Origin of the sequence: Janthinobacterium sp. BJB304 (assembly GCF_002735765.1) — a bacterium.
GTDB lineage: Bacteria > Pseudomonadota > Gammaproteobacteria > Burkholderiales > Burkholderiaceae_D > Janthinobacterium.
In genome coordinates this window covers 218,615-243,453 of the sequence record NZ_PDZN01000006.1, presented here as the reverse complement: position 1 = coordinate 243,453, position 24,839 = coordinate 218,615, and the positions used below count along the sequence as shown (strand labels likewise).

The following is a 24,839-nucleotide window of genomic DNA, read 5'->3' as shown; positions in this document are numbered from 1 at the left end:
GCACACGGACCGGGGCTTTCGCAAATCATTCAAAAGACGACCATGCAAACTTTGACCTTCCTGCGCGCGCTGGGCTGTGCGCTATTTTGCCAGCTAACGCTGGCTGCGCACGCCGATCCCCTCAGCTACGCGCGCTACGACCAGGTGCGCACGCGCGACCTGCAGCTGGACCTGAAAGCCGACTTCAAGCAAAAGACGCTCTCCGGCTATGCCGAGCTGTCCTTGAACTGGATCGATCCGGCGGCGCGCACGCTGGTGCTCGATACGCGCGATCTGTCGATCGCCAAGGTGCAGGTACAGGACAAGCGCGGCGCCTGGCAGATGGCGCCGTACCAGCTGGACAAGGCCGACCCGGAAAAGGGCCAGGCGCTGCGCATCATGACCACGGGCCAGCCGGGCAAGGTGCGCGTCTACTATCACACGGCGCCGAACGCCATCGCCCTGCAGTGGCTCACGCCGCAGCAGACGATGTCGGGCAAGCTGCCTTTCATGTTCAGCCAGTCGCAAAGCATCAACGCCCGCTCGTGGGTGCCGTCGCAGGATACGCCGGCCGTGCGCTTTACGTATAGCGCGCGCATCGAGGCACCAAGCGGCATGCGCGTCGTGATGAGCGCCGAGAACGACGAAAAGGCGACCGGCAAGGGCGGCTGGAAATTCAGGATGCCGCAGCCTATTCCCTCGTACCTGCTGGCGATCGCCATCGGCGAACTCGAAGTGCGCAAACTCGGCCCACGCTCCGCCGTGTATGCGGAACCGCCGCGCATCAAGGCGGCCGAATACGAGCTGGCCGACACGGAAAAGATGATCCAGGCGGCCGAAGCGCTGTATGGCCCGTATGGCTGGGGGCGCTACGACATGATCGTGCTGCCGCCATCGTTCCCCTACGGCGGCATGGAAAACCCGCGCCTGACCTTCCTCACGCCGACCATGATCGCGGGCGACCGCAGCCTGGTCGACCTGATCGCGCATGAACTGGCCCACTCATGGTCGGGCAACCTGGTCACCAACGCCTCGTGGAAGCACATGTGGCTCAACGAAGGCTTCACCACCTACGTCACGACGCGCATCGTCGAGCAGCTGTATGGCAGCGACGTGGCGCAGATGGGCGTGCAGGTCGACCAGGAAGAACTGGCCGCTGCGATCCGCGAATTGCCGGCGGCGAAAACGGCGCTGATCACGCGCGACGCCGATGCCAACCCGGCGGAAACGTACACGGACGACGGCATCATCTACCCGAAAGGCGCCTGGTTCCTGGCCACCATGGAGCGCCGCGCCGGCCGCGCCGTGTTCGATCCTTTCCTGCGCGGCTGGTTCGACCAGCATGCGTTCCAGAGCGTGACGACGGAGCAGTTCATCGCCTACCTGCGCAAGAACCTGCTGGCGCAGCATCCGGACGTGATGCCGCAAGCGGAACTCGATGAATGGCTGTATGGCACGGGCGTGCCGGCCAGCGCGCAGCGCGTCGTCTCGCCGCGCCTGGCGCTGCTCGACCAGCACCGCGACGCCTGGCTCAAGGGCGAGCTGGCGACCAAGGACCTGGGCATGGACAAGTGGATCGCCATCGAATCGATGCACTTCCTGAACGACATCAACAACAAGGCCAGCGCGGCGCAATTGCGTGAGCTGGACCAGGCGTATGGCGTGGGCAAGAGCGGCAACAATGAAGTGGCCTACCGCTTCTACCTGGCCTCCGTGAACGCCGGCTACGACGTGCGCCAGCCCTTGCAGGCATTCCTGCTGAGCGTGGGCCGCCAGAAGTTCGTCGTGCCCCTGTACAGCGCCTTGATGAAGACGCCGCAAGGCCATGCCTGGGCCAAGGACGTGTATGCGCAGGCGCGCGAACGCTACCACCCGGTGACGCAGGAAAGCGTCGATAAATTGATGGCCGCGCAAGCGCATTGAATCTTCTTTGGATAACCTGACCATGCATACCATGTACCGCCTCGCCGCCGCCATCGTGCTGGCGTTTTCCGGAATCGCCGTGCCGGCGCTGGCATTTGACGCCGCCCCCGTCGTTGCCGCTGCGCCCGCCCCCGCGCCGGCCTTCGATCTTGAGCGCGACGTCGCCACCGCCCTGAAAGTGTTCGACGTGCCCGGCATGGCGATCGCCATCGTCAAGGATGGCAAAGTCGTCACCGCCAAGGGTTTTGGCGTACGCAAGCTGGGCGAACCGGCCGCCGTCGATGCGCAGACCGTGTTCGAGGTGGCATCGAACTCGAAGGGTTTTACGGCCGCCGCGCTGGCCATGCTGGTCGACGAGGGCAAGCTGGCCTGGGACGATCCCGTCACCAAGCATCTGCCCGGCTTCCAGATGCACGATTCCTACGTCACGGGCGCCATGACCATCCGCGATTTGCTGACGCACCGTAGCGGCCTGGGCCTGGGCGCCGGCGACTTGCTGTGGTGGCCCACCACCACGTTCAGCACCGACGAGATTATCGAGAAGCTGCGCTACATCCGTCCGGCCACGAGTTTTCGCAACAGCTATGCCTACGATAACCTGCTGTACATCGTGGCCGGCAAGATCATCGCCGACAAGGCGGGGAAAAGCTGGGGCGAGGCCATGCATGAGCGCATCCTGGCGCCGCTGGGCATGACGGGCACCACCACCAGCCTGGCCGAGAATGCGGGCAATCCCGACGTCGCCAGCGCGCACAGCAAGATCGACGGCAAGATCGCCGCCGTCAAGTCGATGCCCGTGCCGAACGCCGTGGGCGCCGTCGGCATCAACACGAATGCGGAAGACATCGCCAAGTGGATGATGGTGCTGCTCGACGGCGGCAAGATCGCCGGCGTGCAGGGCAAGGACGGCAAGGAAGCGCGCCTGTTCAGCGAAAAGCAGGGCCGCGAAATGTGGACGGCGCAAACGCCGATCAAGATCCCCGAGCCGAAACCGGCGTTGGCCGCGACGAAACCGAACTTCAGCGCGTATGGCCTGGGCTTCCAGCTGCGCGACTACAAGGGCATGAAGGTCGCCATGCACGGCGGCGCGCTGCAGGGATTTTATTCGCGCGTGGTGATGGTGCCGGAAGCGAAATTGGGCGTGGCCATCCTCACCAATGCGGAAAATGGCGGTTCGATGACGGCGCTGCAATGGCGCATCCTCGACCATTACCTGCAGGCGGCGCCGTCGGACTGGCTGGCGCTGGTGGCCAAGGTGGAGCAGGACCAGCATGCGGAAGAAGTGAAAAAGCAGGGCAAGGCGTCGAGCGCGCGCGCGGCGAAATCGCGGCCTTCGCTGCCGCTGGCGGCGTATGACGGCGAGTATGAAGACGCCTGGTACGGCAAGGTCGTGATCAAGCCGGAAGGGAAAAAACATATCCTCAGTTTTACGCGCACGCCGGACTTGACGGGCGAGCTGGAACACTGGCAGCACGACACCTTCATCGTGCGCTGGAAAGAGCGCAATTTCAATGCGGACGCCTACGTGACGTTCTCGCTCAACCCCGATGGCAGCATCGACCGGGTAAAGATGGCGCCTGTGTCGGCCGAGACGGATTTCAGCTACGACTTCCAGGACCTGAGCCTGGTGCCGGTGAAGCCGAAGGAAGCGAAGAAATAAAGGGTCGATACCAAAACCGCAGCCTGTGCTGCGGTTTTTTTTCGCCCGTTGCCATGCAAATGCGCGGCGCAAGGGCGGCGGGCCGGTTTTTATTCCATGAAATGGGGCGAAAAATAAACGTTATCTTGATTTGTAGTTTGCGTATTTACTAACTTTTCAAGGTGCTACTATTTCCATGCGCCCTATGCCTGGAGACCGATGCATGCGGGCGGCTGGCGCTTGTGCCATGTTTTTTATAACGACTCAACTCTTGGGAATGGGATAAAAATGATCAATGTGAAAAAAGCCGTATTTGTCTTTTGCGCCGCCGTCGGTTTTGCCGGCGCCGTCAGTTCTTCGGCGTATGCCCTGCCGTCGCGCGAAACCTGCGAGGAAGCCTACACCGCGTGCGTGGTGGACGGCGATGCCGGCTCCTGCACCCTGGTCAAGCGCCTGTGCGGCGTGTACGGCATCCACCTGTAGCCGGCAGGTAAATCCGCGCTCGGGCGGCGCACCGGATTGGCACGCCGCCGTTGGATTGACTATGGCTTGACGAACTTCAAGGTCATGCGGTCGCTCTCGCCGATGGCCGTGTACCTGGCCCGGTCCACATCCTTGTTGGCGTAGGTGGGTGGCAGCGCCCAGACGCCGCCCTGGTGGTCCGCCGTGTCTTTCGGATTGGCGTTGATGTCCGACTTGCCCGCCAGCTTGAAGCCCGCGCCTTCGGCCAGCTTGATCACATACGCTTCGTGCATGTAGCCGCTGCTGGCCGTGGCGTCCTGCGCCTTGTGCGCCGGCAGGCGATGCTCGACGACGCCGAAGACGCCACCCGGTTTCAGGCTGTCATACACCTCCTTGAACAGGGTCTGCATGCCCGCTTCGCCGATCGGTATCCAGTTGTGGATATTGCGGAAGGTGAGCACCATGTCGGCCGTGCCCTTGGGCGCGATGCGGTAGGTGGTGGGCGGTGCGAAGGCGCCGATTTCCACCTTGCCGAAGGCGGCCTGGTTGGCGTCGAGTTTTTGCTGGAAGCGCGCCGCGCCACGGCGGGCGCCTTCGCTGGCCGATTGCGGGTCGTTGCCGGCCGCGATCAGCTTGCCGTTGTCGCGCAGGTAGGGCGCCAGGATCTCCGTGTACCAACCGCCGCCGGGTGCCAGTTCCACCACCGTCATGGTCGGCTTGATGCCGAAGAACGTCAGTGTTTCATACGGGTGGCGGGCACTGTCGCGCAGCGCATTGGCCGGCGTGCGCGCGTTGCCGGCGATGGCCGCCTTCAGGGCCGCGTCGCCCGTATCGGCGGCCAGTGCCGCGCCGCTGCCGCCACTGGCCAGCATGACCGTGAGGGCCGCTGCCAGGGATACTCGCTTCATCATCATATGCTCCATGCGTGATTGGATCGGTTGGTAACTTGGTGGCGATCGCCATCAACGCCGATCATCGGTCAAGCACGCCGGCCGGTCAAGCGGATTCCGTACCCCATGCGGCGGCATACGCGGGCATGTCGCTGGTGTTGAGCGCATCGGCGATGGCCGCGCCACGGCCGTGGGTAAACGGCAGTTCGCCCGTCCAGACGGCATGCGCCATGTCGTCCGCGTCGTCGAGCGGGCCGCCCTGGCGCTGCTTGACGGCATATTCGTCGAGCGCGATGCGCAGCACGGTGGTGGCCGCGTATTCCTTGGCGCTGCCGCCGCGCACGTGCGCCAGGCGTCCCGGCACCAGCTTTTCCATCAGCGCATCCATGGCCGCATGCTGCCGGCCGATATCGCTTACTTTTTCAAACTGCCCGTACACCGTCGCCGAGCGGTAGTTCATCGTGTGGTTGAAGGCGGAGCGCGCCAGCACCAGGCCGTCGAGATGGGTGATGGTCACGCATACGTCGCTCTCTTGCAAACGCTTGAGCATGCGGCTGCCGTTCGAGCCATGGATGTACAGGTGGCCATCGATGCGCCAGCAGGCGGTCGGGATGCAATGGCTGCCCTTGTCGTCGTGGAAGGCGATATGGCACAGGTAGGCGGCATCGACGATGGCGTACAGGGCTGCTTGCTCGTAGCTGGCCAGTTCGGCGACGCGGCGCACGCGGGTACGGGGGCTGGGAGGCAGGGCGGTAGCGGTCATGGCGGGAATCCGGTTGGTTGAAGAAGCAGACCGCACTATAATCGGCATCTGGCCCTGAAAAAAGATCCAGAACTGCCAAATAATATAGAGCCACGATGAAAGGGGCGCATGGATTTCGCTTTGCTGCTGGGCGCGTTCGAGCGCACGCACCGCGAGCGGGGCTGGCCGCGCCAGCGCCTGCTGCATGAATGCCTGCGCGCGGCCATCCGCGGCGGCCAGCTGGCGCCCGGCACGCGCCTGGCCGCCACGCGCGTGCTGGCGGCCGAACTGGGAGTGGCGCGCAATACCGTGCTGTATGCCTACGAGCAGCTCGCCAGCGAAGGGTTTGTCTTGCCGGACCGGCGCGGCACCGTCGTCGCCGGCGGCGCCGGCATGCCGGTGACGTCGCCAGTGAGCGGCGGCCAGGATGGCTTGTCGGGCCGCGCCCGGCATTTGCGCGGCGTGTCAGGACAGGATGCCAGCGCGGCGCTGGTGTTTCCCGCCGACGCCATGGGCGCGTTCGCGCCTGGGGTACCGGCGCTCGACGCATTTCCGCTGGCGCAGTGGCGGCGCATGCTGGACCGCGCGTGGCGCGCGCTGACGCCGCGCCAGCTCAATTATGGCGACCCTGCCGGCGAGCCGCAGCTGCGCATGGCCATCGCCGACCATTTGCGCGCCGCGCGCGGCGTCGTCTGCGATGCGGGCCAGGTGTTCATCACGGACGGCACGCAGAGCAGCCTCGATGTCTGCCTGCGCGCGTTTGCCGACCAGGGCGATACCTTGTGGATCGAGCATCCCGGCTATGGCGGCGCGCTGGCGGCGGGCCGTGGCGCCGGCTTGCAGGTGACCGGCGTCGCCGTCGACATGGATGGCATCGCGCCGACGGACGCCGACTGGCGCGATACGCCGCCGCGTCTGATCTATACGACGCCGTCGCACCAGTATCCGACGGGCAGCGTGCTCAGTCCCGCGCGCCGCATGGCGCTGCTCGAACGCGCGCGCGCGACCGGAGCGCTGATCATCGAAGACGATTACGACAGCGAGTTTCGCCATGGCGGACCGCCCCTGGCAGCCATGCAGGGACTGGTGGCCGACGCGCCCGTCGTGTATCTGGGCACTTTCAGCAAGACCATGTTTCCCGCCTTGCGCATCGCCTTTATCGTCGTGCCCGTCGCGCTGGCCGGCGCCTTCGCGCAGATGCAGGCGCAGGGCGCCGCACGGGGGCGCGTCGCCGAGCAGCTGGCGCTGGCCGAGTTCCTGCGCAGCGGCCTGTTTGCGCGCCATGTGCGCCGCATGCGCAGGCTGTACCGCCAGCGCCGCGACGCCTTGAGCGAGGCCTTGCAGCGCCATGCGTGTGCGGGCGCGGCCATCCATGGCGGCACGGCCGGCATGCACCTGGCGCTGCGTTTTCACGATACGGCATGGGATGACCTGGCGCTGAGCCGCCGCGCCGCGCAGGACGGCATCGTGGCGCTGGCGCTGTCCGCGCATGGCACGGGAGACGGGGCGGGCTGGAGCGGTTTCCTGCTCGGTTATGCGCAGGTGCCGGCCGAGAACATGGATGGCCTGGCGCGCCGCCTGGGCGCGCTGCTGCCGGCGTGATGCGGCGCTACCGCCTTACTGCTGATCCTGCATCCACTGCTTCAAGCCGTTGACCCAGTTCTTGGCGGGCAGGTTGAACTGTTTCTTGATGGTGGCGGCGCGTTCATATAGCTCGCTGAAGTCGAGCGATGGCGATTTTTTGAAGGCCAGCACGACGATGTTTTCATCTTCCATTTCCGGCACCCAGACGACGGCGTCGAAGACCAGTTCCATCGCCTGCAAGTTCTTGTCGTAGTTGGGGAAGTCGCCGAAGACATTCGTGCACATGATGCCGTCGTCCGTCAGGCAGTCAAAGCAGGCCTGGTAGAACTCGGGCGTGTCGAGCACGGGGCCGCGTGCGTCTTCGTCGTACAGGTCCACTTGCAGCGCGTCGACCGTGCCGTGGTTGGCCGGGTCGAGCACGAAGTCGAGCGCATTCATTTCGCGCACGTCCAGACGAGCGTCGTTCGGCGGCAGTGCGAACTGGGCGCCGCAGATGGCGATCACGTTCGGATTGAGTTCGATGGCCGTGACCGTGGCGTCGGGAAAGCGGCGGTAGCTGAACTTGGTCAGCGCGGCGCTGCCCAGGCCCAGCTGCACGATGCGTTTGGGCTGCGTCTTGAACAGCATCCACATCATCATCATCTGCACGTATTCGAGCTCGATGGCGTCGGGCTTGTCCAGGCGCATCGCGCCCTGCACCCACTTGGTACCCAGGTGCAGGTAGCGGATGCCGCGGTGTTCGGTGGTGGTGGCGGGCGGGTGGCCCGGGTGGCTGAAAGCGGTGTGGCTGGTGGAGATAAAGTCGGTCGTCATGGCGCCAGTTTAGCAGCCGCCAAAGAAAAAGACGCCGTAGCGTCTTTTGGGTGGTGCGCTCAAGATTGCTTGCGGCGTCGTGCCAGGAAGCCGAGTATGCCCAGGCCTGCCAGCAGCATGCCATAGGTTTCCGGTTCAGGAACGGGCGCCAGGTTCAGGTTGAAGACGCCGCCATAGCTGCCGCCCTTGGTGTTGCCCATCACGGTCAGAACCAGCGGGCCGTTGAACAGGATGCTCGTTGGCGCCAGGACTTCGCCCTGGGCATAGCCAAAGACGGTGGGGCCGCCAAAGCCGCTTAGCGAAATGCCGTTCAGGTTGGCACTGCTGAAGCTGATGGAAGAGCTGTCCGAGCCCGTGACAGACAGATTGGCCAGGAAGGCTTGCGCGGTGGAACCGAAGGTCGCGTTGGGTGTGAACGTGAAGGTATCGGTGAAGTCGCCGAGCGGGCTGGGTACGGCGTCGAAGCCGCTCGTCCATAGATTGCCCGTGGTATTGACGAGGTTGACGGTGTAGGCGGCGGCGCTGGCGCTGCCGATGGAGGCAGCACCGAGTACCGCCGCTGCGATGAGTGATTTCAGTTTCATATTTATCCCCGCGAAAAAACGATTAATGTTTCAAAAAAAACCGTGCCGCAGTGATAAATTATCGCCAAGATAATTCGTTGTCAACGAGCTATTTTTATATCATTATGAAAACTTAAATAGCTTATTTCTAACACACGGGCATAGGCTGCGAGAAGTTGTGATAATTAAAACTATTATTATCAATATTTTATTCAAAAATAGTCTGGGATTTTGTGATGTAAAAATCGTTACACGAGGAACTAATTTCTATCCAGCAAGGGAAGAATCAAGGTCACTGCCAGCCCGCCACCTTCGCGGTTGGCCAGGGTGATGCGCCCGCCATGCGCTTCGGCGATTTCGCGCGCCAGGGCCAGGCCCAGTCCCGTGCCGCTGCGCTTGGTGGAATAAAACGGGACCAGCGCGTTTTCCAGCACGGCGCCGCTCATGCCCGGCCCACGGTCGCGCACTTCGATGCGCAGCTGCCCTTGCGCCTGGCTGACGTGCAGGCCGATATGCTGGAGCCTGGAGCCGGACTCCAGCGCATTCTTGAGCAGGTTCAGCAGCGCCTGCTGCATTTGCGCCGCATCGAACACGGCAACCTGCGCGGGAGGCGGACCGTCCAGCGTGAAGGCCGCTTGCGAGGCCAGGCTGTCGAGGAAGGGTTGCCATTCGCACGGTGCCAGTCGCGGTGCGGGCAGCTTGGCAAAGCGCGCGTAGCCGAGGATGAAGGTTTCCAGATGGCGCGTGCGCTCCTCGATGGTGGCGAGGATTTGCGGCAGGCGCTCCGTCTGGCCACGGCGCACCAGCTCGGCGCCGGAATGGGCCAGCGAGGCCAGCGGCGCCAGCGAGTTGTTGAGCTCATGGCTGATGACGCGGATGACCTTTTTCCAGGTCTGCACTTCCTGGCGCCGCAGCTCCAGCGTCAGCTGGCGCAGCAGCAGCAGTTCGTGCTTGCGCCCGTTCAGGCTGAAGCTGCGCCGCGCCAGGTGATACACCTCTTCCTGCTCCCCTTCGCCGCTGGTAAACAAGCCGTCGTTGCGGCGCGCCAGCGCTTCGGCCAGGGCCGGCGCCGCCTGCTGCACGATGTCGGCCAGATGATGCCCTTCGAGCCGGCGGCCGTGGTGCAGCAACTGGCGCGCGGCCAGGTTGGCGTAGACGATGGCGCTGCCCTCGGCCACCAGCAGCATGGCCACCGGCGTGTTTTGCACCATGGTGTCGAGCAGCAGTTCGCGCTGCACCAGGTCCAGGCGCTGCTTGCGCAGCACGTCGCCCAGCGCATTGTGGGCCGCCACCAAGTCGGCCAGTTCATCGTTCTGCGGCCAGCGCAGGCTGAAGCCGAAGTCGCCGTCCTGGTAGCTGGCGACTGTGCCGCTCAAGGCGCGAAACAGCGACAGCATCGCCTGCAGTTGCGCGCGTATGGTAATGACGGCCACCGGCAGCACGCACAGCAGGGTACCGGCCAGCACCAGCAGCGGCTGGCCTGGCAAAAAATGCGCGAGCAGCAGGGCGATGACGATGCCCAGCACCAGCAAGGTGACGATCAGCGCCGTCCAGCGCGTGAGCAAGGAAAGACGCATGGGGCGGTCTGCCATCAGCCGCGCGCGATGCCCAGGCGCTCCATGCGCCGGTACAGGGCCTGGCGCGACAGGCCCAGTTCCTGCGCCGCCTGCGCCACCACGCCGTGTGCGCGCGCGAGCGCCGCGGTGACGTTGTCGCGGTCCGGTTCCGCCGCGCCGGCATCCTGCGGCGCGCGCGGCGATGTGGCACCGGCCAGCGGCAAGCCCGTTTCCATCGCGCCGATGACCGGGCCGGCCGTCAGCAGGCTGGCGCGCTGCATGACGTTTTTCAGTTCGCGCACATTGCCCGGCCAGCCGTGGGCCAGCAAACTAGCCTGCGCCTGCGCATCCAGCGTTTTTTCGCTGCCCAGGAAATGCCGCGCCAGTACCAGGATGTCCAGCGGGCGCTGGGCCAGCGGCGGCAGGCGCAGTTCGATCACGTTCAGGCGGTAGAACAGGTCTTCGCGAAACGTGCCGGCCTTGATCATCGCCGGCAGGTCGGCGTTGCTGGCGCTGATGACGCGCACTTTCACTTGCCGCTCGCGGTTGGAGCCGAGGCGTTCGAAGCGTCCCGTTTCGAGCACGCGCAGCAGTTTCATTTGTCCTGCCAGCGGCAGGTTGCCGATCTCGTCGAGGAACAGGGTGCCGCCGTCGGCCGCGTCGAACTTGCCGTCGCGCGCCCGTGTGATGCCGGTATAGGCGCCGGCCTCGGCGCCGAACAGTTCCGCCTCAATCAGCTCCACGGGAACGGCGCCGCAATTGAGCACGACGAAGGGGCCGCCGGCGACCTGGGAATTGGCTTGCACGATGGCGGCGATGCGTTCCTTGCCGCTGCCGTTCGGCCCCGAAATGAGCACGGGCACGTCGGCGCGCGCCACCTGGCACGCCAGGTGCACGACTCTTTCCGTGGCCGGGTCTTGCCACACCATGCCGCGCAAGTCGAAGTCGTGTTCCAGGGCGTGGCGCTGGCGCTGCTCGGTCAGCACGCGCTGGCGCAGCGCGCGGTTGGCCTGTCCCAGTTCCAGCAGGTTCTGCACGCTGGCGATCAGGCGCCGGTCATCCCAGGGCTTGGCCAGGTAGTCGGCCGCGCCGGACTTGATCAGGTCGACGGCCGCGTCGAGCTGGGTCCATGCCGTCAGCAGGATCACGGGCAGGTCGGGGTAGCGCGTGCGGATTGCGTGGAACAGCGCGCCGCCTTCCTCGCCCGACGTGGTGTCGGCCGTGAAGTTCATGTCCTGCACCACCAGGTCGATGGCGTGGCGCTCGAGCAGGTGCAGGCCTTCCTCGGGCGAGGCGGCGCGCACGGCGTCGATCTCGTGCAGGGAAAACAGCACGTCGAGCGCGATGGCCACGGCGGCATTGTCGTCAATAATCAGTACGGTAGGCATGCGCGCAGCATATCACTCAGGTGCCGGCTCAGGTACTGCGGGTGGCGGTGGCCGGCGAAATGCTGGCCGCGCGCCATGCCGGGCCGTACACGGCGCCCAGGCCCAGCAGCCAGAACACGAGCGCGCCGGCCAGCAGGTAGCCGGGCGGCAGGCGCGCCATTTCCAGCTGGCTTACCAGCAGCTGGTTCAAGCCCAGGGCCAGCAGCACGCCGCACGCCACGCCGACGCTGGTGATCATGAAATTCTCGGTCAGGAAGTAGCGCAGGATGTCGACGCGGCGGGCGCCCAGTGCGCGCCGCACGCCGATCTGCTTTCTGCGCTGCGTCACCCACAGGCTGGCGATGCCGACGATGCCGCTGGCCGTCACGAGCAGCAGCAAGGTCGACACGGCGATCAGCATCCAGGACAGGCCCTGGTCGGCCCGGTAGCGTGACGTGCGGTGCTTTTCCAGTGTATCGGTGCGTACCAGCAGGCGCTCGCTGGTGGCGCTGCGGATGGCTTGCTCGGCCTCCTTCATCAGGCGGTCGCGCTGGCCAGGCTCGGCCCGCACGGCGTACAGCAGCGAGTCGCGCGAACCCGTCAGGCGCGCCGGCAGGATCAGCGAATGCTCGCCCTGCGCGCTGACCTGGCCGACCTGTGTCTGCAACCGCTCCACCACGCCGATCACGCGCATTTCGTCGTCATCGTCGCCGGTGCCGTTGAACAGGGTCTTGCCGACAAAGCTGCTTTCGCCAGGCCAGATCTTTTGCGCTGCGGCGAGCGTCACGATGATCACCTTGGGAAAGGTCTCATCGACTTTTTCATCGATTTCCAGCACCTCGTCGGGATGGAAATCACGGCCTTCCACCAGCTTGAGTCCGTATGTCTTGACCAGCGAGTCTGGCGTGAAATACATCGACGTGGTGGCGCTGGCCGTGGGCTGTCCACGCTTGATGGAGACATTGGTGCTGCTGCCGGAACGCGACAGCACGGCCTGCGAGGTCTGCGCCACGGAGAGCACGCCGGGCAGGCCGCGCAGCAAGGCGGCCTGGCGTTTCTGGTCGGCCAGCTGGCGCTGGTGGCTGCCTTTGTCCATGCTTTGGATATTGACATAAAAGATGTCGTTTTCAGCGGCCACGCCGGTGGGGCGGGCGGCGATCGCCTGGCGCAGGTTAACGATATGCAGGGCGTTGGCCAGGATGGCCAGGCTGATGGCGACCTGCACGGCGACGAGTACGGCACCGGTTTTGCTGCGCATCAGTGCCGACAGAATGGGGCGGATTTCCATGTTGAACCTCATTGCGGTACGGTGAATGTCATTGGGATTTGAGCTGTATCGCCGGCGTCACCTGGCAGGCGCGCCAGGTGGGCAGCAACCCCGCCAGCAGGGCGGCCAGCACGGAGACGGCAAACGTCAGCAGCAGCATCGGGATATCCATGTGCGCCACGGTGCCCAGTTCCTTCGATTGCGAACGCACGACGGCCAGCGCTGCATACGCCAGCAGCAGGCCCAGCACGCCGCCGGCCAGGCCGATGACGCCCGTCTCGATCAGGAACTGGCGAAAGATGTCGCGCCGCGTGGCGCCCAGCGCACGGCGGATCCCCACTTCACTGGCGCGTACGGAAAACTTCGCCAGCAGCAGGCCGATGGTATTGATCAGGCATAGCAGCAGGAAGCCGAAGGCCAGCCAGGCCGCCAGCTTGTTGTCGTTGTCGACCACGTTCAGGAACACCATCCATTCCTTGACGTTGTACAGCGCGTTGGGCGCGTGGCGCGGCATGCGGCCCAGCTTGCGCTGCTCGGCAGCATAGCTGTCGAGATATGCCTGCAGCTCGCCACGCTGGCCCGCGCTCTCCATCTCGAACCAGAACTGCAGCCAGGTGCAGTCCGACGCCAGGGTGCCCTGGAAGCCGGGGCCGCGTTCGACGCCGCTGCAGGCCATGCCGCCGTCATGCCGCGTTTCATGGCGGATGGCGCTGGCAAACGGAATGAAGAATTCATCTTCCGTGCCAAAGGCGCCCTTGCTGCCGATGATGCGGTGTATGCGCGGCACGGGATCCCAGTGATCGAGCACGCCGCTGACCAGATAGGGCTGTCCCAGTACCGTCACGCGCCGGCCCACGGGATTGACCGTACCCAGCAGTTTTTCCGCCAGCGAGCGGCTCAGCACGATGACGTCGGCGCCGCTGGCGTCATCGGCTTCGCTCCATGGCTGGCCATACAGGAAGGGGACTTCGAACATGGCGAAGAAATCGCGCGTGGGCGCCAGGCCCTGGGCCTGGAAGGCACCGATATCCGTGCGTGCCGGCTCGACCGGGCCGGCCACGCCGTACATGACGGTGCGGCGCACGCCCACCTTGCTGGCCATGAAATTCTTCGCGTCGGTATAAGCCAGCTGCGACTGGCCGAAGCTGGGCTTGGCGCCCGGCACATAACTTTTCAAGGGGACGACGTCGATCATCGGCACGAACATGCGGTCGCTCTTGTGCGGCAGCGGGTCGCCCGACATGGCGTGCAGGATGGTGACGGTCGACACGCTGGCGGCCACGCCGACGGCCAGGGTCAGCACCATCAGCGCGGTCAGGGCGCGGTTGCGGCGCAGGCTGCGCAGGCCCAGCGTGAAATAGTAGCGGAACATGGTCTCTCCTTACGCGGTCGCGGCGTGCTGCGGCCTGGCCGACAGCGAGGCGCCGTGCTGCACCAGGTCCGACACCTGGCCGTCGATGATGTGCACATTGCGCTGGCTGCGCAGCGCCAGTTCCGGATCGTGCGTGACCATCAGGATGGTGGTGCCTTGCGCATTAATGTCTTCCAGCAGTTCCATCACGCCGCGCGCCATCTGCGTGTCCAGGTTGCCCGTCGGTTCATCGGCCAGCAGCAGCTTGGGCGACCCGGCCAGCGCGCGCGCGATTGCCACGCGCTGCTGCTGGCCGCCCGACAATTCGGCTGGATAGTGTTTCATGCGCGACGCCAGGCCCACCTTGGCCAGCGCGTCCTCGATGCGCTCCTTGCGTTCGGCGCGGTTGAAGCCCCGATAGCGCAGCGGCACGTCGACATTGTCGAACAGCGACAGGTCGGGAATCAGATTAAAACCCTGGAAGATGAAGCCCAGCTTTTCATTGCGCAGGCGCGAACGGGCATTGTCGTCCATGCCCCTGACGTTGACGCCGTCAAGGATGTATTCGCCGTCCGTGAATTCCTCGAGCAGGCCGGCGATGTTCAGAAAGCTCGTCTTGCCGGAGCCGGACGGCCCCGTGACGGTGACGAATTCACCTTGTTGTACGTGGATGTCGAAGCCGCGCAGCGCGTGGGTTTCGATCATGTGGGTGCGGTAGACTTTGCTCAGGTTGTGCATGCGCAGCATGGCGGGGCCTCTTGTGGGGTGAGATGAGTGAGATTCAGTTGAGCGAGACGCGGGCCGCGTTCTCGAAGTTTTCCGTGCCGGCGACGACCACCTTGTCGCCCAGCTTCAAGCCGTCGAGGATTTCCACGGCCGCCACGCTGGTCGCGCCCAGTTTGATCGGTGTGCGCATCGCCATGCCGTTGCGCACGACGTAGGCGAAACGGCCGCCTTCGGCTTCGACGAAGGAGCCGCGCGCCAGCATCAGCACATCCGGTTTTTCATCGATCAGCAGGCGCGCCGCCACGCGCTGGTTCTGGCGCAGGCCGGCCGGCTGCGCGCCGTCGAAACGCACGCGTGCCAGCACCTGGTTTTTCACTACTTCAGGCGACAGCGCCGACAGCTTGCCGGTCGCCTTGACGGCGCCCGTTTCGATCTCGGCGCGCATGCCCAGGCCCATGTCGGCCACATAGGTTTCCGGCACTTCAAGCTCGACTTCCAGCTGCGACAGGTCGACCAGCGTCATCAGGGCGGTATTGGCTTGCACCACGCTGCGGTTGGCCACCGACAGGGTGCCGATGAAGCCGTTGACGGGCGCGCGCACGGTCAGCTCGTCGACCCTGCGCTGGGCGTTGTCGCGGACGAGGCGCTGGCGTTCCAGTTCGTTGACCTTGGTCTTGAGCGCCAGGGTCACGTCTTCGCTTTCCAGGCCCGCCGCCTGCGACGCGTGCTTGCTGCGGATATCGGCGGAATTCAAGGCATCCTTCGCCTTCTGGTAATCGATCTTGGCGATGATGCCTACCTGCGCCACGCTTTCGTAGCGCTCCAGGGTGCGCTGCGCGGACAGGCGCTCGATCTCGGCCGTGTCGGCTTCACGGCGCGCCAGCAGTTTCTGCTTCTTGGCCAGGATCTGCTGGCGCGCCACTTCCGCCTCCAGCTGCTGCACGCTCGACTGTTCGCGCTTGAGGGCGTCGGACAGGTCAGGCGACTCCAGCACGGCCAGGATGTCGCCCTTTTTCACCGTGTCGCCCGCCTTCGCTTTCAGCGTGACGGTGGCCACCGTGGTCGAATACAGGGTGGGGCTGATCGAGGCGACCACGCGGCCCGTGACGGCCGCGTCGCGGATCAGGGTGCCGCGCGTGACGTCGGCGATGCGCAGGCGGCTGCTGTTGACGGAATGCTCGCTGTTGCGCCAGCCGGCAACGACCGCGACGGCGGCGCCGATGACGATGACGGCGCCGGCCAGCAAAAGGGCGTGTTGCCTGCGGCGCTGGCCCGGCGGGGCGGACAGTACGGCGTCTTGAGAGGAGGTATCGCGGATCATGGTCATGTCTCGTGAAGGATGACTTTTCCAATGCACGATCCATGCCAATGATTAAGCCGTTGATTTGAATGGGAAAAATATCGGGCGTCCGGCTGTCCGCCGTGTCCGCGCCGTCCGGCGTGTCCGCGGCCGCAGGCGGCACTTGATAAATTGGCAATCGCCTGCATCTGCTGTGGCATTCCCTTCATCGACTCCTCCGCAGGCGCCATGCATCCATTCCTCCAGCAACTTTTCCCTGCCGCTGCCTTCGCGCCGGCGCTCGATTATCCGTTCGCGCGCAGCGACGTGGCGATGCTGCAGCGGCTGACGGGCGAGGCGCCATCGCTCGATGGCCAGACCTGGGACGAGCTGCTGCTTGACCAGTATGCGGCGCAGCTGGCGCGCGAGACCGGCATCTTCGGCCAGCAGGAGCTGCACCGGCGTCTGAGCGGCGGCCAGGCCGATCCCGCCTCTGTCGCGCGCGTCCGGCAATTGCTGGACGACCCGGCACAAGTGACCAGCCTGGAGCGCGCCTGCCTGCCCTTGCGCCAGGCCGATACAGAGGTGAGCGAGACCCTGTTCGGCGCGGCGCTGGCACCGGCGCCATGGTGGAGCGCCTGGCTATGGCTGGTGCCGCTGGCCCTGTTGCTGGCCATCGCCGCCGCCTGGCTGGTGGGCTGGCCGGCGCTGTTTGGCGTGCTGGCCGCCTGTGTCGCGCTGATGGCCGTACAGGTGCGTTTTTACGAAAGCGCCAAGCTATGGGAGCGCACGCTCGATACCTTGCGCCACCTGCTGAAAACCCGTGCCGCGCTGGCGCGGCTTGATGGACCGGCAGCCTTGCCATGGGCTGCCGGCGGCCCGCAGGCGGCCAGGCTGACGCGCGCCATCGAGCGCTCGCTGCTGCACTACGTGCCCTTCATCGATACGGTACTGGTCGAATATGGCGACTGGCTCCTGCTGAAAAACGTCAAGCGCTATTTCCGCACGCGCCAGTTGGTGGCGCGGCAGCTGCCCTTCCTGCGCGACAGCTTTACCCAGGTGGCACAGCTGGAAGCCGACCTGGCGCTGGCGCGGCACCTGCGCGCGCTCCCCGTTTTTTGCTGGGCAGGCACCGCGGCGCCGCGCTCCCTGGCTTTGCAGGGCATGCGGCATCCACTGCTGGCGAACGCCGCGCCGCTGTCGTTCGGCGTGCAGGGCAAGGGGGGCTTCATCTCCGGACAGAACGGTATCGGCAAGAGCACCTTGCTGCGTTGCATAGGCTTGAACCTGGTCTGCGCGCGGGCCTTTGGCTTTTGCCATGCGCACAGCGCCGATGTGCCGCGCCTGGCCGTGTATGCGAGCATGCAGAACGAGGACTCGCTCGATGGCGGCGAAAGTCTGTACATCGCCGAATTGCGCCGCGCGCGCGAATTGCTGGCGTTGGCCGAGGAGGGGACGCCGGCGCTGTTCCTGATCGACGAGATTTTTCGCGGCACGAACCACCTCGAGTCGGTGGCGGCGGCCGCCGCCGTGCTGCATACGCTGGCCGCGCGCCACCTGGTGATCGTCTCGTCGCACAACCTGGTGCTGGGGCCCTTGCTGGAAGACTGCCTGGCGCCGTGGTGCGTGCGCCGCGACGATGCGGGCGCGCTGCTGCTGGCGCCCGGTGTGCTGCAGGCCACGAACGGCATCGCCCTGCTGGCGCAGCGGGGCTTTGACAGCGCCATCGAAGACAAGGCGGAACGCGTCTTCGACTGGCTCAGCACGCACATGGCGCAACCGGCCGATTGCGGCGGCGTGCTGGAACGGGCCTGAGGGCGCCTTTACCGCCTTTACTTGTCCTGCTTTTCCGGCGTGCTCTTGTCGATCACTTCGCGGCAATCGCCGCGGATGATTGCGTTGTCGTAGTTGGTCCAGCCATAGCTGTCGACGTAGCGCTTGTGCTGCTTGAAGCGGGGGCTGGCGATGCTCCATTCGGGCTGTTCGCCCGCGAAGCGGATGTCGCCCAGGTCGAGCAGGGTGTGGAACATGTTTTCCGTCGACAGGCGCGCCTTCTGATGGCGCCGCAGCTGCGTCACCTTGTCCGGATAATGCTGCTGGAATTGCGGCGAATACCAGACGAAAGCGGGCACGTGGAATTCGAACTGCGTGTTGTGCCCATGGAAGGCCAGGCGGCAGGTGCCGTCGTACAGGGTCTGGCCGTGATCGGCCACGTAGACGAGCGAGCTGCGCAGGGCGGTGCGCTGGCCGTCATCCTTCAGCATGCCGATCACGTTCGACAGGAACCAGTCCGTGTACAGGATGGAGCTGTCGTAGCTGTTGTTCAACTGCGGCTTGATGGCCGTGTCCGTGTAGACGGGCTTGTCGACGCCGAACAGCGACGGCTGCCACTTGTCGAACGATTTCGGATAGCGCTGGCTGTAGTTCCAGTGGCTGCCCAGGGTGTGCAGCACGATGAGTTTTTTCGGCGCCGGGTCGGCCAGCGCATTTTTGAAAGGGTCGAACAGGATCTGGTCGAAATTCGAACTGTTGGTAAAGCCGCCCAGGTTCAGGAATTGCACCACGTCCGCTTCCTTGGCGAATACGGAGACGGGCGTGTCGAACTGGCCGAACGAGATCTGGTTCGACAGCCAGTAGGTCTTGAAGCCCGCTTCCTTGTAGGCGGTGAGGAAGGATTTTTCCGAGAAGCCATCCTTGAGGCTTTGCGTGGCCGGCTTGCGCGAGATGATGACGGGCACGGACAGGCGCGTGGCGGAAACGGCCGTGATGACGTCGGCCAGCGGCACCAGGTTATTTTCCTGTTTCAGCAGGGGATTGGTGTCGCGCTCGTAGCCGTTCAGGCTCCAGCGGTCGTAGCGCGACGATTCGCCGATCACCATGACCACCACTTCCGGATGGGGATCGGGCTGTTGCTGGTGCGCGCCGAAACGGAAGCTGCTGCTTTTCTGTCCCAGCTCGGCCAGGTACCGACGTTCCTTGTAGAAATCGAAGCCGCGCGCGGCCAGGCCGAAGGGCCAGGAATTGCTGACGGTGTCGAAGGCGTAGGGCAGGCGCGCCCAGTGGGGCAGGCTGGGCCAGCCCAGGCCTGTCTCGTCGGCGCCGGCGATGCTGGCGTTCTCCGGTTTGCTGCTTTCTTCGTCTTCCTCGGCCGTTTCGTCGTCGGCCGAACTGGCGTCGCCGAAGCCGGAGGCGCCCGCCTTGCCGCTGGCCGCCGGATGGCTGGCCTTGGCGGATGCGGCGGTGCTGTGCACGGACTTGGCCTCGAAACCGAATTCGTAGCCATACCACCAGAAGCCGCCCAGCAGGATCAGCAGCACGAAGGCGGCCGGGCGCGTCTTGCCGCGCCAGTCCAGGTCGCGCGTGCGCGTGGCCGCATACCAACTCAGGGCGCACCAGGCGATCACGCCCAGCATGACGGCGCCCATCAGCCATACTTTTTGCCCGAGAAATTCCATCGCTTCCTTGGGACTGGTTTCGAAGATGATCCCCAGGTGGTGCGTGGAAATGCCCTGGCCATAGAAGATGAACAGGTAGATTTCCGTCGGCAGGGCCAGGAAGGCGGGCACCAGCAGCCAGTGGAAGTAGGCGGGGCGCTGGAACACGCTCCAGACGGCCAGCCACGCCAGCAGCTCGAACGTGAACATCTGCCACGGATGCTCGAGCGCGCGCCCCAGCAGCGCGGGGATGAAGGGCACGGCCGTCAGCAAGGCATACGTCAGGAGCAGGAACAGATTGGCGGGGCGAAGCAAGGAGCGCATAAAGGAGGGCGGGAGGGCAGCGAAAAATGTCCGCTATTATCAATCCTTTTGTTGTCTTGCGGTCATACAAGAATGTGCGTGCCAGATGCTTGGTCGCAGGGAAAGAGTGCCAAATCATCAAGCGTTTGCGCGTGGCGGCGTCCGCGCCTCGCTGCCGAAAATTAGTCAAAATGCCACAAATGCCCGCGATTTTTGCCTTTTTTTATAGCAAAAAGCGGTAAACTGATTGACCCCCTGTAACACAAGGTCTAAACTAGCGAGTTCTCGATTTTATTCTGCTCATCGTTTACGCATTACTTGGCATTTCATGGCCGCTCCTTATCGAGTGGCTGCGGGCGCCTCCGGTGCGCAGTAGATGAAAGCGGGACGAGGTTTTAGTCGCCGGGCATCTTGCCCGGGTTATTAATCGTAGTTTTTTGTTGGATTTATAACGATGCCAACCATCAATCAATTGATTCGCAATCCACGCGTCGCTTTGACCGTGAAGAGCAAATCGCCGGCGCTGGAAAACAGCCCGCAAAAACGTGGCGTCTGCACACGTGTTTACACCACGACTCCAAAGAAGCCTAACTCGGCTCTGCGTAAAGTCGCTAAAGTTCGCCTGACCAATGGTTTCGAAGTCATTTCGTACATTGGCGGTGAAGGCCATAACCTGCAAGAGCATAGTGTTGTGCTGTTGCGCGGCGGCCGCGTCAAGGATTTGCCGGGTGTGCGTTACCACATGGTTCGCGGTGCCCTCGATACCCAAGGCGTCAAAGACCGTAAGCAATCGCGTTCGAAGTACGGTACCAAGCGCGCTAAAGCTGGCAAGAAGTAATAAGTTGTACGCAGCAAACCCAAGTTTCGCTCAGTGGCAACTAGCTAAGTGAATGTAGTCGACCGCATCTGGTCGAGTAAGTGGAAGACTATGATGGTCGTCCGCGAGTGTGCGAAGAACGCGCGCTCAACTGAAGATTGAAAGGAATTGATATGCCACGTCGTCGTGAAGTACCCAAGCGCGAAATTTTGCCAGATCCAAAATTCGGCAACACTGATGTCGCTAAATTTGTAAACGTGCTGATGCTGTCCGGTAAGAAATCGGTTGCAGAAAACATCATCTACGGTGCTTTCGAGCACATCGCAGCAAAATCGGGCAAAGATCCGCTCGAAGTTTTTGCTACCGCAATCAACAACGCCAAGCCGCTGGTTGAGGTGAAATCCCGTCGCGTCGGTGGTGCAAACTACCAGGTGCCGGTCGAAGTTCGCCCAGTCCGTCGTATGGCTCTGTCCATGCGTTGGTTGCGTGAAGCTGCTAACAAGCGCAGCGAAAAATCGATGCCACAACGCCTCGGCGGTGAGCTGATGGAAGCGGCTGAAAGCCGCGGCGGCGCGATGAAAAAACGCGACGAAGTCCATCGTATGGCTGAAGCGAACAAAGCGTTCTCGCATTTCCGCTTCTAATATAAAGCCAGCTACCGCAAGGCGGCTGTCAAGCATCTGTTGTTCGAGGCCGGGCTCATTTTTGCAAAAAAATGCTGCTCGGTTTTGTCCATTCATTTAGGATTAATTATGGCCCGCAAGACCCCCATTGAGCGCTACCGCAATATCGGTATTTCCGCTCACATCGATGCAGGTAAGACGACCACGACTGAGCGCGTCCTGTTCTACACAGGCGTGAACCACAAGCTGGGCGAAGTCCATGATGGCGCTGCCACCACCGACTGGATGGCACAGGAGCAAGAGCGCGGTATCACGATTACCTCGGCTGCTGTTACGTGCTTCTGGAAAGGCATGGCAAACAACTTCCCAGCGCACCACATCAACATCATCGACACCCCAGGCCACGTTGACTTCACCATTGAAGTGGAACGTTCGATGCGCGTGTTGGATGGCGCCTGCATGGTTTACTGTGCAGTCGGCGGCGTGCAGCCACAATCGGAAACGGTATGGCGTCAGGCTAACAAGTACAAAGTGCCACGTCTGGCCTTCGTGAACAAGATGGACCGTACCGGCGCCAACTTCTTCAAGGTCTACGATCAGATGCGTTCGCGTCTGAAAGCGAACCCAGTACCTATTCAGATGCCTATCGGCGCTGAAGACGTCTTCACCGGTGTGATCGATCTGGTCAAGATGAAAGCGGTTATCTGGGACGACGCGTCGCAAGGCATGAAGTTTGAATACGGCGACATTCCTGCGCACCTGGCCGCTGATGCTGCCAAGTGGCGCGAGAACATGGTTGAAGCCGCTGCTGAAGCGTCGGAAGACCTGATGAACAAGTACCTGGAAGAAGGCGACCTGTCGGAAGCCGAGATCAAGGCTGCTCTGCGTCAGCGTACCATCGCCAGCGAAATCGTTCCAATGTTGTGCGGTACCGCCTTTAAAAACAAGGGCGTACAAGCCATGTTGGACGCGGTCATCGAGTACCTGCCATCGCCAATCGACATTCCGCCTGTCCCAGGTCTGGATGACGACGAGCAGCCAGTCGAGCGCGCAGCTGACGACAATGAGAAATTCTCGGCATTGGCGTTCAAGATCGCAACCGATCCGTTCGTCGGTCAGTTGTGCTTCATCCGTTGCTACTCGGGTACCCTGAATTCGGGCGACTCGGTGTTGAACTCCGTGAAGCAGAAGAAAGAGCGTATCGGCCGTATCGTGCAGATGCAAGCGAACGAACGCGAAGAAATCAAGGAAATGCGCGCTGGCGACATCGCCGCCGTTGTGGGTCTGAAAGACACCACCACGGGCGATACGCTTTGCGACGAAAAAGCCAGCGTGGTTCTGGAGCGCATGGTCTTCCCTGAGCCGGTGATTTCGCAGGCAGTCGAGCCAAAAACCAAGGCCGACCAGGAAAAAATGGGCCTGGCCCTGAACCGCCTGGCTGCAGAAGATCCATCGTTCCGCGTGCGTACCGATGAAGAATCGGGCCAGACCATCATCGCCGGTATGGGCGAGTTGCACCTGGACATCATCGTTGACCGCATGAAGCGCGAATTCAACGTTGAAGCGACCGTCGGCAAGCCACAAGTGGCTTACCGCGAAACGATCCGTAAAGTGTGCGAAGAGTCGGAAGGCAAATTCGTCAAGCAATCGGGTGGTCGTGGTCAATACGGTCACGTGGTTCTGAAGATCGAACCGCAAGAACCGGGCAAGGGCTTCGAATTCGTTGACGCGATCAAGGGCGGTACCGTTCCTCGCGAATACATCCCTGCAGTTGAAAAAGGTGTGCGCGACACGCTGACTTCGGGCGTGATGGCTGGCTACCCGGTCGTTGACGTGAAAGTCACGCTGTTCTTCGGTTCGTACCATGATGTTGACTCGAACGAAAATGCATTCCGCATGGCCGCTTCGATGGCATTCAAAGATGGCTGCCGCAAAGCATCGCCAGTCATCCTGGAGCCGATGATGGCCGTGGAAGTGGAAACGCCGGAAGACTACGCCGGTACCGTGATGGGCGATCTGTCGTCGCGTCGCGGCATGGTGCAAGGTATGGATGAAATTGCTGGCGGTGGCGGCAAGATCATCAAGGCCGAAGTACCTCTGTCGGAAATGTTCGGTTACGCTACATCGTTGCGTTCGTCGACCCAAGGTCGTGCGACTTACACGATGGAATTCAAGCACTATGCTGAAGCACCTAAGCATGTGACTGAAGCAATCGTAAGCTCGAAAGCTAAGTAATAGAAGTTCCGGGCCGGCTTTCACGAGAATGCCGGTCCCTACATTTAAATCATTGTTCTAAGGAAGAATAAAATGGCAAAAGGTAAATTCGAACGGACCAAGCCGCACGTCAACGTCGGCACCATCGGCCACGTCGACCACGGTAAAACCACGCTGACCGCTGCAATCGCAACGGTTCTGTCGAAGAAATTCGGCGGCGAAGCTAAAGCATACGACCAGATCGATGCAGCACCAGAAGAAAAAGCGCGCGGTATCACGATTAACACCGCCCACGTCGAGTACGAAACGGAAACGCGTCACTACGCGCACGTTGACTGCCCAGGCCACGCCGATTACATCAAAAACATGATTACCGGTGCAGCCCAGATGGACGGCGCGATCCTGGTGTGCTCCGCAGCTGACGGCCCAATGCCACAGACCCGCGAACACATCCTGCTGGCCCGCCAAGTTGGCGTTCCATACATCATCGTGTTCCTGAACAAGTGCGACCTGGTCGACGACGCAGAGCTGCTGGAACTGGTTGAAATGGAAGTGCGCGAGCTGTTGTCGAAGTACGAATTCCCAGGCGACGACCTGCCAATCATCAAAGGTTCGGCACGTATGGCGCTGGAAGGCAAAGAAGGCGAAATGGGCGTGGACGCAGTGCTGCGTCTGGCCGATGCGCTGGATGCTTACATCCCAACGCCAGAGCGCGCTGTTGACGGTGCGTTCCTGATGCCAGTGGAAGACGTGTTCTCGATCTCGGGTCGCGGTACCGTTGTGACCGGTCGTATCGAGCGCGGCATTGTTAAAGTCGGCGAAGAGATCGAAATCGTCGGTATCACCGATACCGTCAAAACGACTTGCACCGGCGTGGAAATGTTCCGCAAGCTGCTGGACCAAGGTCAAGCTGGCGACAACGTTGGTCTGCTGCTGCGCGGCACCAAGCGTGAAGACGTGCAACGTGGTCAAGTTCTGGCCAAGCCAGGCTCGATCAAGCCGCATGCGCACTTCACCGGCGAGATCTATGTTCTGTCGAAAGACGAAGGCGGCCGTCATACGCCATTCTTCAACAACTATCGTCCACAGTTCTACTTCCGCACGACGGACGTAACCGGTTCGATCGAGTTGCCAGCAGACAAAGAAATGGTCATGCCAGGCGATAACGTGTCGATCACCGTCAAGCTGATCAACCCGATCGCGATGGAAGAAGGCCTGCGCTTCGCTATCCGCGAAGGCGGCCGTACCGTCGGCGCTGGTGTTGTTGCAAAAATCATCGCTTAATTATTAAGCGAATATAAAAGAAG

General features: G+C 62.9%; 20 protein-coding genes. 9 read left to right on the top strand and 11 right to left on the bottom strand.

The window, feature by feature from the left end:
• The first annotated feature begins 42 nt into the window (after positions 1 to 42).
• The 3 genes from CSQ95_RS09785 to CSQ95_RS09775 all read left to right on the top strand — a co-directional run bounded on the left by CSQ95_RS09785 (position 43) and on the right by CSQ95_RS09775 (position 4,024).
• Complete coding sequence (locus CSQ95_RS09785) at positions 43 to 1,902, top strand: M1 family metallopeptidase (RefSeq protein ID WP_099409317.1); 1,860 nt, start codon at positions 43 to 45, stop codon at positions 1,900 to 1,902.
• A 22-nt stretch (positions 1,903 to 1,924) separates the two neighbouring features.
• Positions 1,925 to 3,562 carry a serine hydrolase gene (locus tag CSQ95_RS09780; protein WP_099409344.1) on the top strand — a complete coding sequence of 546 codons (1,638 nt, stop codon included), beginning with the start codon at positions 1,925 to 1,927 and terminating at the stop codon, positions 3,560 to 3,562.
• A gap of 267 nt (positions 3,563 to 3,829) precedes the next feature.
• Entirely contained in the window at positions 3,830 to 4,024 is a 195-nt protein-coding gene (locus CSQ95_RS09775) for a hypothetical protein (RefSeq protein ID WP_099409316.1), read from the top strand.
• Between the two features lie 59 nt (positions 4,025 to 4,083).
• Here the strand turns inward: CSQ95_RS09775 and CSQ95_RS09770 are convergent, their stop codons facing one another.
• Together CSQ95_RS09770 and CSQ95_RS09765 are read right to left on the bottom strand one after the other, a co-directional pair.
• A complete protein-coding gene (locus CSQ95_RS09770) occupies positions 4,084 to 4,911 on the bottom strand; it encodes a class I SAM-dependent methyltransferase (RefSeq protein ID WP_373631729.1) in 828 nt (275 codons plus the stop codon).
• Between the two features lie 88 nt (positions 4,912 to 4,999).
• The gene (locus CSQ95_RS09765) at positions 5,000 to 5,656 is read right to left on the bottom strand and encodes a pyridoxamine 5'-phosphate oxidase family protein (protein WP_099409315.1); all 657 of its coding nucleotides are present in this window, start codon (positions 5,654 to 5,656) and stop codon (positions 5,000 to 5,002) included.
• A gap of 108 nt (positions 5,657 to 5,764) precedes the next feature.
• On the opposite strand from CSQ95_RS09765, the gene CSQ95_RS09760 reads away from it, so the two are divergent.
• The gene (locus CSQ95_RS09760) at positions 5,765 to 7,237 is read left to right on the top strand and encodes a PLP-dependent aminotransferase family protein (protein ID WP_099409314.1); all 1,473 of its coding nucleotides are present in this window, start codon (positions 5,765 to 5,767) and stop codon (positions 7,235 to 7,237) included.
• Between the two features lie 15 nt (positions 7,238 to 7,252).
• Here the strand turns inward: CSQ95_RS09760 and CSQ95_RS09755 are convergent, their stop codons facing one another.
• From CSQ95_RS09755 to CSQ95_RS09720, 8 genes are all read right to left on the bottom strand, one after another.
• Positions 7,253 to 8,032 (bottom strand): spermidine synthase, encoded by a 780-nt coding sequence (locus CSQ95_RS09755; protein ID WP_099409313.1) that lies wholly within the window; start codon positions 8,030 to 8,032, stop codon positions 7,253 to 7,255.
• Positions 8,033 to 8,091: 59 nt separating this feature from the next.
• A complete protein-coding gene (locus CSQ95_RS29655; RefSeq protein WP_180279008.1) occupies positions 8,092 to 8,616 on the bottom strand; it encodes an FxDxF family PEP-CTERM protein in 525 nt (174 codons plus the stop codon).
• A gap of 239 nt (positions 8,617 to 8,855) precedes the next feature.
• On the bottom strand, positions 8,856 to 10,172 hold the full coding sequence (locus CSQ95_RS09745) for a PAS domain-containing sensor histidine kinase (RefSeq protein WP_257218002.1): 1,317 nt from the start codon (positions 10,170 to 10,172) through the stop codon (positions 8,856 to 8,858).
• A gap of 14 nt (positions 10,173 to 10,186) precedes the next feature.
• Positions 10,187 to 11,539, bottom strand: coding sequence for a sigma-54 dependent transcriptional regulator (locus CSQ95_RS09740; protein ID WP_099409311.1), 1,353 nt, complete (start codon positions 11,537 to 11,539; stop codon positions 10,187 to 10,189).
• A 28-nt stretch (positions 11,540 to 11,567) separates the two neighbouring features.
• Positions 11,568 to 12,806: an ABC transporter permease gene (locus CSQ95_RS09735; protein ID WP_099409310.1), complete on the bottom strand. Its 1,239-nt coding sequence runs from the start codon at positions 12,804 to 12,806 to the stop codon at positions 11,568 to 11,570.
• A 28-nt stretch (positions 12,807 to 12,834) separates the two neighbouring features.
• Positions 12,835 to 14,157: an ABC transporter permease gene (locus tag CSQ95_RS09730; RefSeq protein ID WP_099409309.1), complete on the bottom strand. Its 1,323-nt coding sequence runs from the start codon at positions 14,155 to 14,157 to the stop codon at positions 12,835 to 12,837.
• 9 nt (positions 14,158 to 14,166) lie between these two features.
• Positions 14,167 to 14,883 carry an ABC transporter ATP-binding protein gene (locus CSQ95_RS09725; RefSeq protein WP_070223441.1) on the bottom strand — a complete coding sequence of 239 codons (717 nt, stop codon included), beginning with the start codon at positions 14,881 to 14,883 and terminating at the stop codon, positions 14,167 to 14,169.
• A gap of 34 nt (positions 14,884 to 14,917) precedes the next feature.
• Complete coding sequence (locus CSQ95_RS09720) at positions 14,918 to 16,183, bottom strand: efflux RND transporter periplasmic adaptor subunit (protein WP_099409342.1); 1,266 nt, start codon at positions 16,181 to 16,183, stop codon at positions 14,918 to 14,920.
• A gap of 207 nt (positions 16,184 to 16,390) precedes the next feature.
• Here CSQ95_RS09720 and CSQ95_RS09715 point away from each other — a divergent pair, with 207 nt between their 5' ends.
• Positions 16,391 to 17,956, top strand: coding sequence for a DNA mismatch repair protein MutS (locus CSQ95_RS09715; RefSeq protein ID WP_099409341.1), 1,566 nt, complete (start codon positions 16,391 to 16,393; stop codon positions 17,954 to 17,956).
• 17 nt (positions 17,957 to 17,973) lie between these two features.
• Here CSQ95_RS09715 and CSQ95_RS09710 read toward each other — a convergent pair whose 3' ends face one another.
• Positions 17,974 to 19,899 (bottom strand): phosphoethanolamine transferase, encoded by a 1,926-nt coding sequence (locus CSQ95_RS09710; RefSeq protein ID WP_143449930.1) that lies wholly within the window; start codon positions 19,897 to 19,899, stop codon positions 17,974 to 17,976.
• A 433-nt stretch (positions 19,900 to 20,332) separates the two neighbouring features.
• On the opposite strand from CSQ95_RS09710, the gene rpsL reads away from it, so the two are divergent.
• The 4 genes from rpsL (at position 20,333) to tuf (ending at position 24,816) form a co-directional block, all read left to right on the top strand.
• Positions 20,333 to 20,716 carry a 30S ribosomal protein S12 gene (rpsL, locus tag CSQ95_RS09705; RefSeq protein WP_010394376.1) on the top strand — a complete coding sequence of 128 codons (384 nt, stop codon included), beginning with the start codon at positions 20,333 to 20,335 and terminating at the stop codon, positions 20,714 to 20,716.
• Positions 20,717 to 20,868: 152 nt separating this feature from the next.
• Positions 20,869 to 21,339 (top strand): 30S ribosomal protein S7, encoded by a 471-nt coding sequence (gene rpsG / locus CSQ95_RS09700; protein WP_010394377.1) that lies wholly within the window; start codon positions 20,869 to 20,871, stop codon positions 21,337 to 21,339.
• Between the two features lie 108 nt (positions 21,340 to 21,447).
• Positions 21,448 to 23,553, top strand: a complete 2,106-nt coding sequence (gene fusA / locus CSQ95_RS09695; protein ID WP_070223447.1) for an elongation factor G — start codon at positions 21,448 to 21,450, stop codon at positions 23,551 to 23,553.
• A gap of 72 nt (positions 23,554 to 23,625) precedes the next feature.
• The gene (gene tuf, locus CSQ95_RS09690) at positions 23,626 to 24,816 is read left to right on the top strand and encodes an elongation factor Tu (RefSeq protein ID WP_077398776.1); all 1,191 of its coding nucleotides are present in this window, start codon (positions 23,626 to 23,628) and stop codon (positions 24,814 to 24,816) included.
• The last annotated feature ends 23 nt before the right edge of the window (positions 24,817 to 24,839 follow it).

Excerpts from the sequence above, each read along its gene's own strand:
- CSQ95_RS09785 (WP_099409317.1), top strand. The coding sequence starts at position 43 with ATGCAAACTTTGACCTTCCTGCGCGCGCTGGGCTGTGCGCTATTTTGC.
- CSQ95_RS09780 (WP_099409344.1), top strand. The coding sequence starts at position 1,925 with ATGCATACCATGTACCGCCTCGCCGCCGCCATCGTGCTGGCGTTTTCC.
- CSQ95_RS09775 (WP_099409316.1), top strand. The coding sequence starts at position 3,830 with ATGATCAATGTGAAAAAAGCCGTATTTGTCTTTTGCGCCGCCGTCGGT.
- CSQ95_RS09770 (WP_373631729.1), bottom strand. The coding sequence starts at position 4,911 with ATGAAGCGAGTATCCCTGGCAGCGGCCCTCACGGTCATGCTGGCCAGT.
- CSQ95_RS09765 (WP_099409315.1), bottom strand. The coding sequence starts at position 5,656 with ATGACCGCTACCGCCCTGCCTCCCAGCCCCCGTACCCGCGTGCGCCGC.
- CSQ95_RS09760 (WP_099409314.1), top strand. The coding sequence starts at position 5,765 with ATGGATTTCGCTTTGCTGCTGGGCGCGTTCGAGCGCACGCACCGCGAG.
- CSQ95_RS09755 (WP_099409313.1), bottom strand. The coding sequence starts at position 8,032 with ATGACGACCGACTTTATCTCCACCAGCCACACCGCTTTCAGCCACCCG.
- CSQ95_RS29655 (WP_180279008.1), bottom strand. The coding sequence starts at position 8,616 with ATGAAACTGAAATCACTCATCGCAGCGGCGGTACTCGGTGCTGCCTCC.
- CSQ95_RS09745 (WP_257218002.1), bottom strand. The coding sequence starts at position 10,172 with ATGCGTCTTTCCTTGCTCACGCGCTGGACGGCGCTGATCGTCACCTTG.
- CSQ95_RS09740 (WP_099409311.1), bottom strand. The coding sequence starts at position 11,539 with ATGCCTACCGTACTGATTATTGACGACAATGCCGCCGTGGCCATCGCG.
- CSQ95_RS09735 (WP_099409310.1), bottom strand. The coding sequence starts at position 12,806 with ATGGAAATCCGCCCCATTCTGTCGGCACTGATGCGCAGCAAAACCGGT.
- CSQ95_RS09730 (WP_099409309.1), bottom strand. The coding sequence starts at position 14,157 with ATGTTCCGCTACTATTTCACGCTGGGCCTGCGCAGCCTGCGCCGCAAC.
- CSQ95_RS09725 (WP_070223441.1), bottom strand. The coding sequence starts at position 14,883 with ATGCTGCGCATGCACAACCTGAGCAAAGTCTACCGCACCCACATGATC.
- CSQ95_RS09720 (WP_099409342.1), bottom strand. The coding sequence starts at position 16,183 with ATGATCCGCGATACCTCCTCTCAAGACGCCGTACTGTCCGCCCCGCCG.
- CSQ95_RS09715 (WP_099409341.1), top strand. The coding sequence starts at position 16,391 with ATGCATCCATTCCTCCAGCAACTTTTCCCTGCCGCTGCCTTCGCGCCG.
- CSQ95_RS09710 (WP_143449930.1), bottom strand. The coding sequence starts at position 19,899 with ATGCGCTCCTTGCTTCGCCCCGCCAATCTGTTCCTGCTCCTGACGTAT.
- rpsL (WP_010394376.1), top strand. The coding sequence starts at position 20,333 with ATGCCAACCATCAATCAATTGATTCGCAATCCACGCGTCGCTTTGACC.
- rpsG (WP_010394377.1), top strand. The coding sequence starts at position 20,869 with ATGCCACGTCGTCGTGAAGTACCCAAGCGCGAAATTTTGCCAGATCCA.
- fusA (WP_070223447.1), top strand. The coding sequence starts at position 21,448 with ATGGCCCGCAAGACCCCCATTGAGCGCTACCGCAATATCGGTATTTCC.
- tuf (WP_077398776.1), top strand. The coding sequence starts at position 23,626 with ATGGCAAAAGGTAAATTCGAACGGACCAAGCCGCACGTCAACGTCGGC.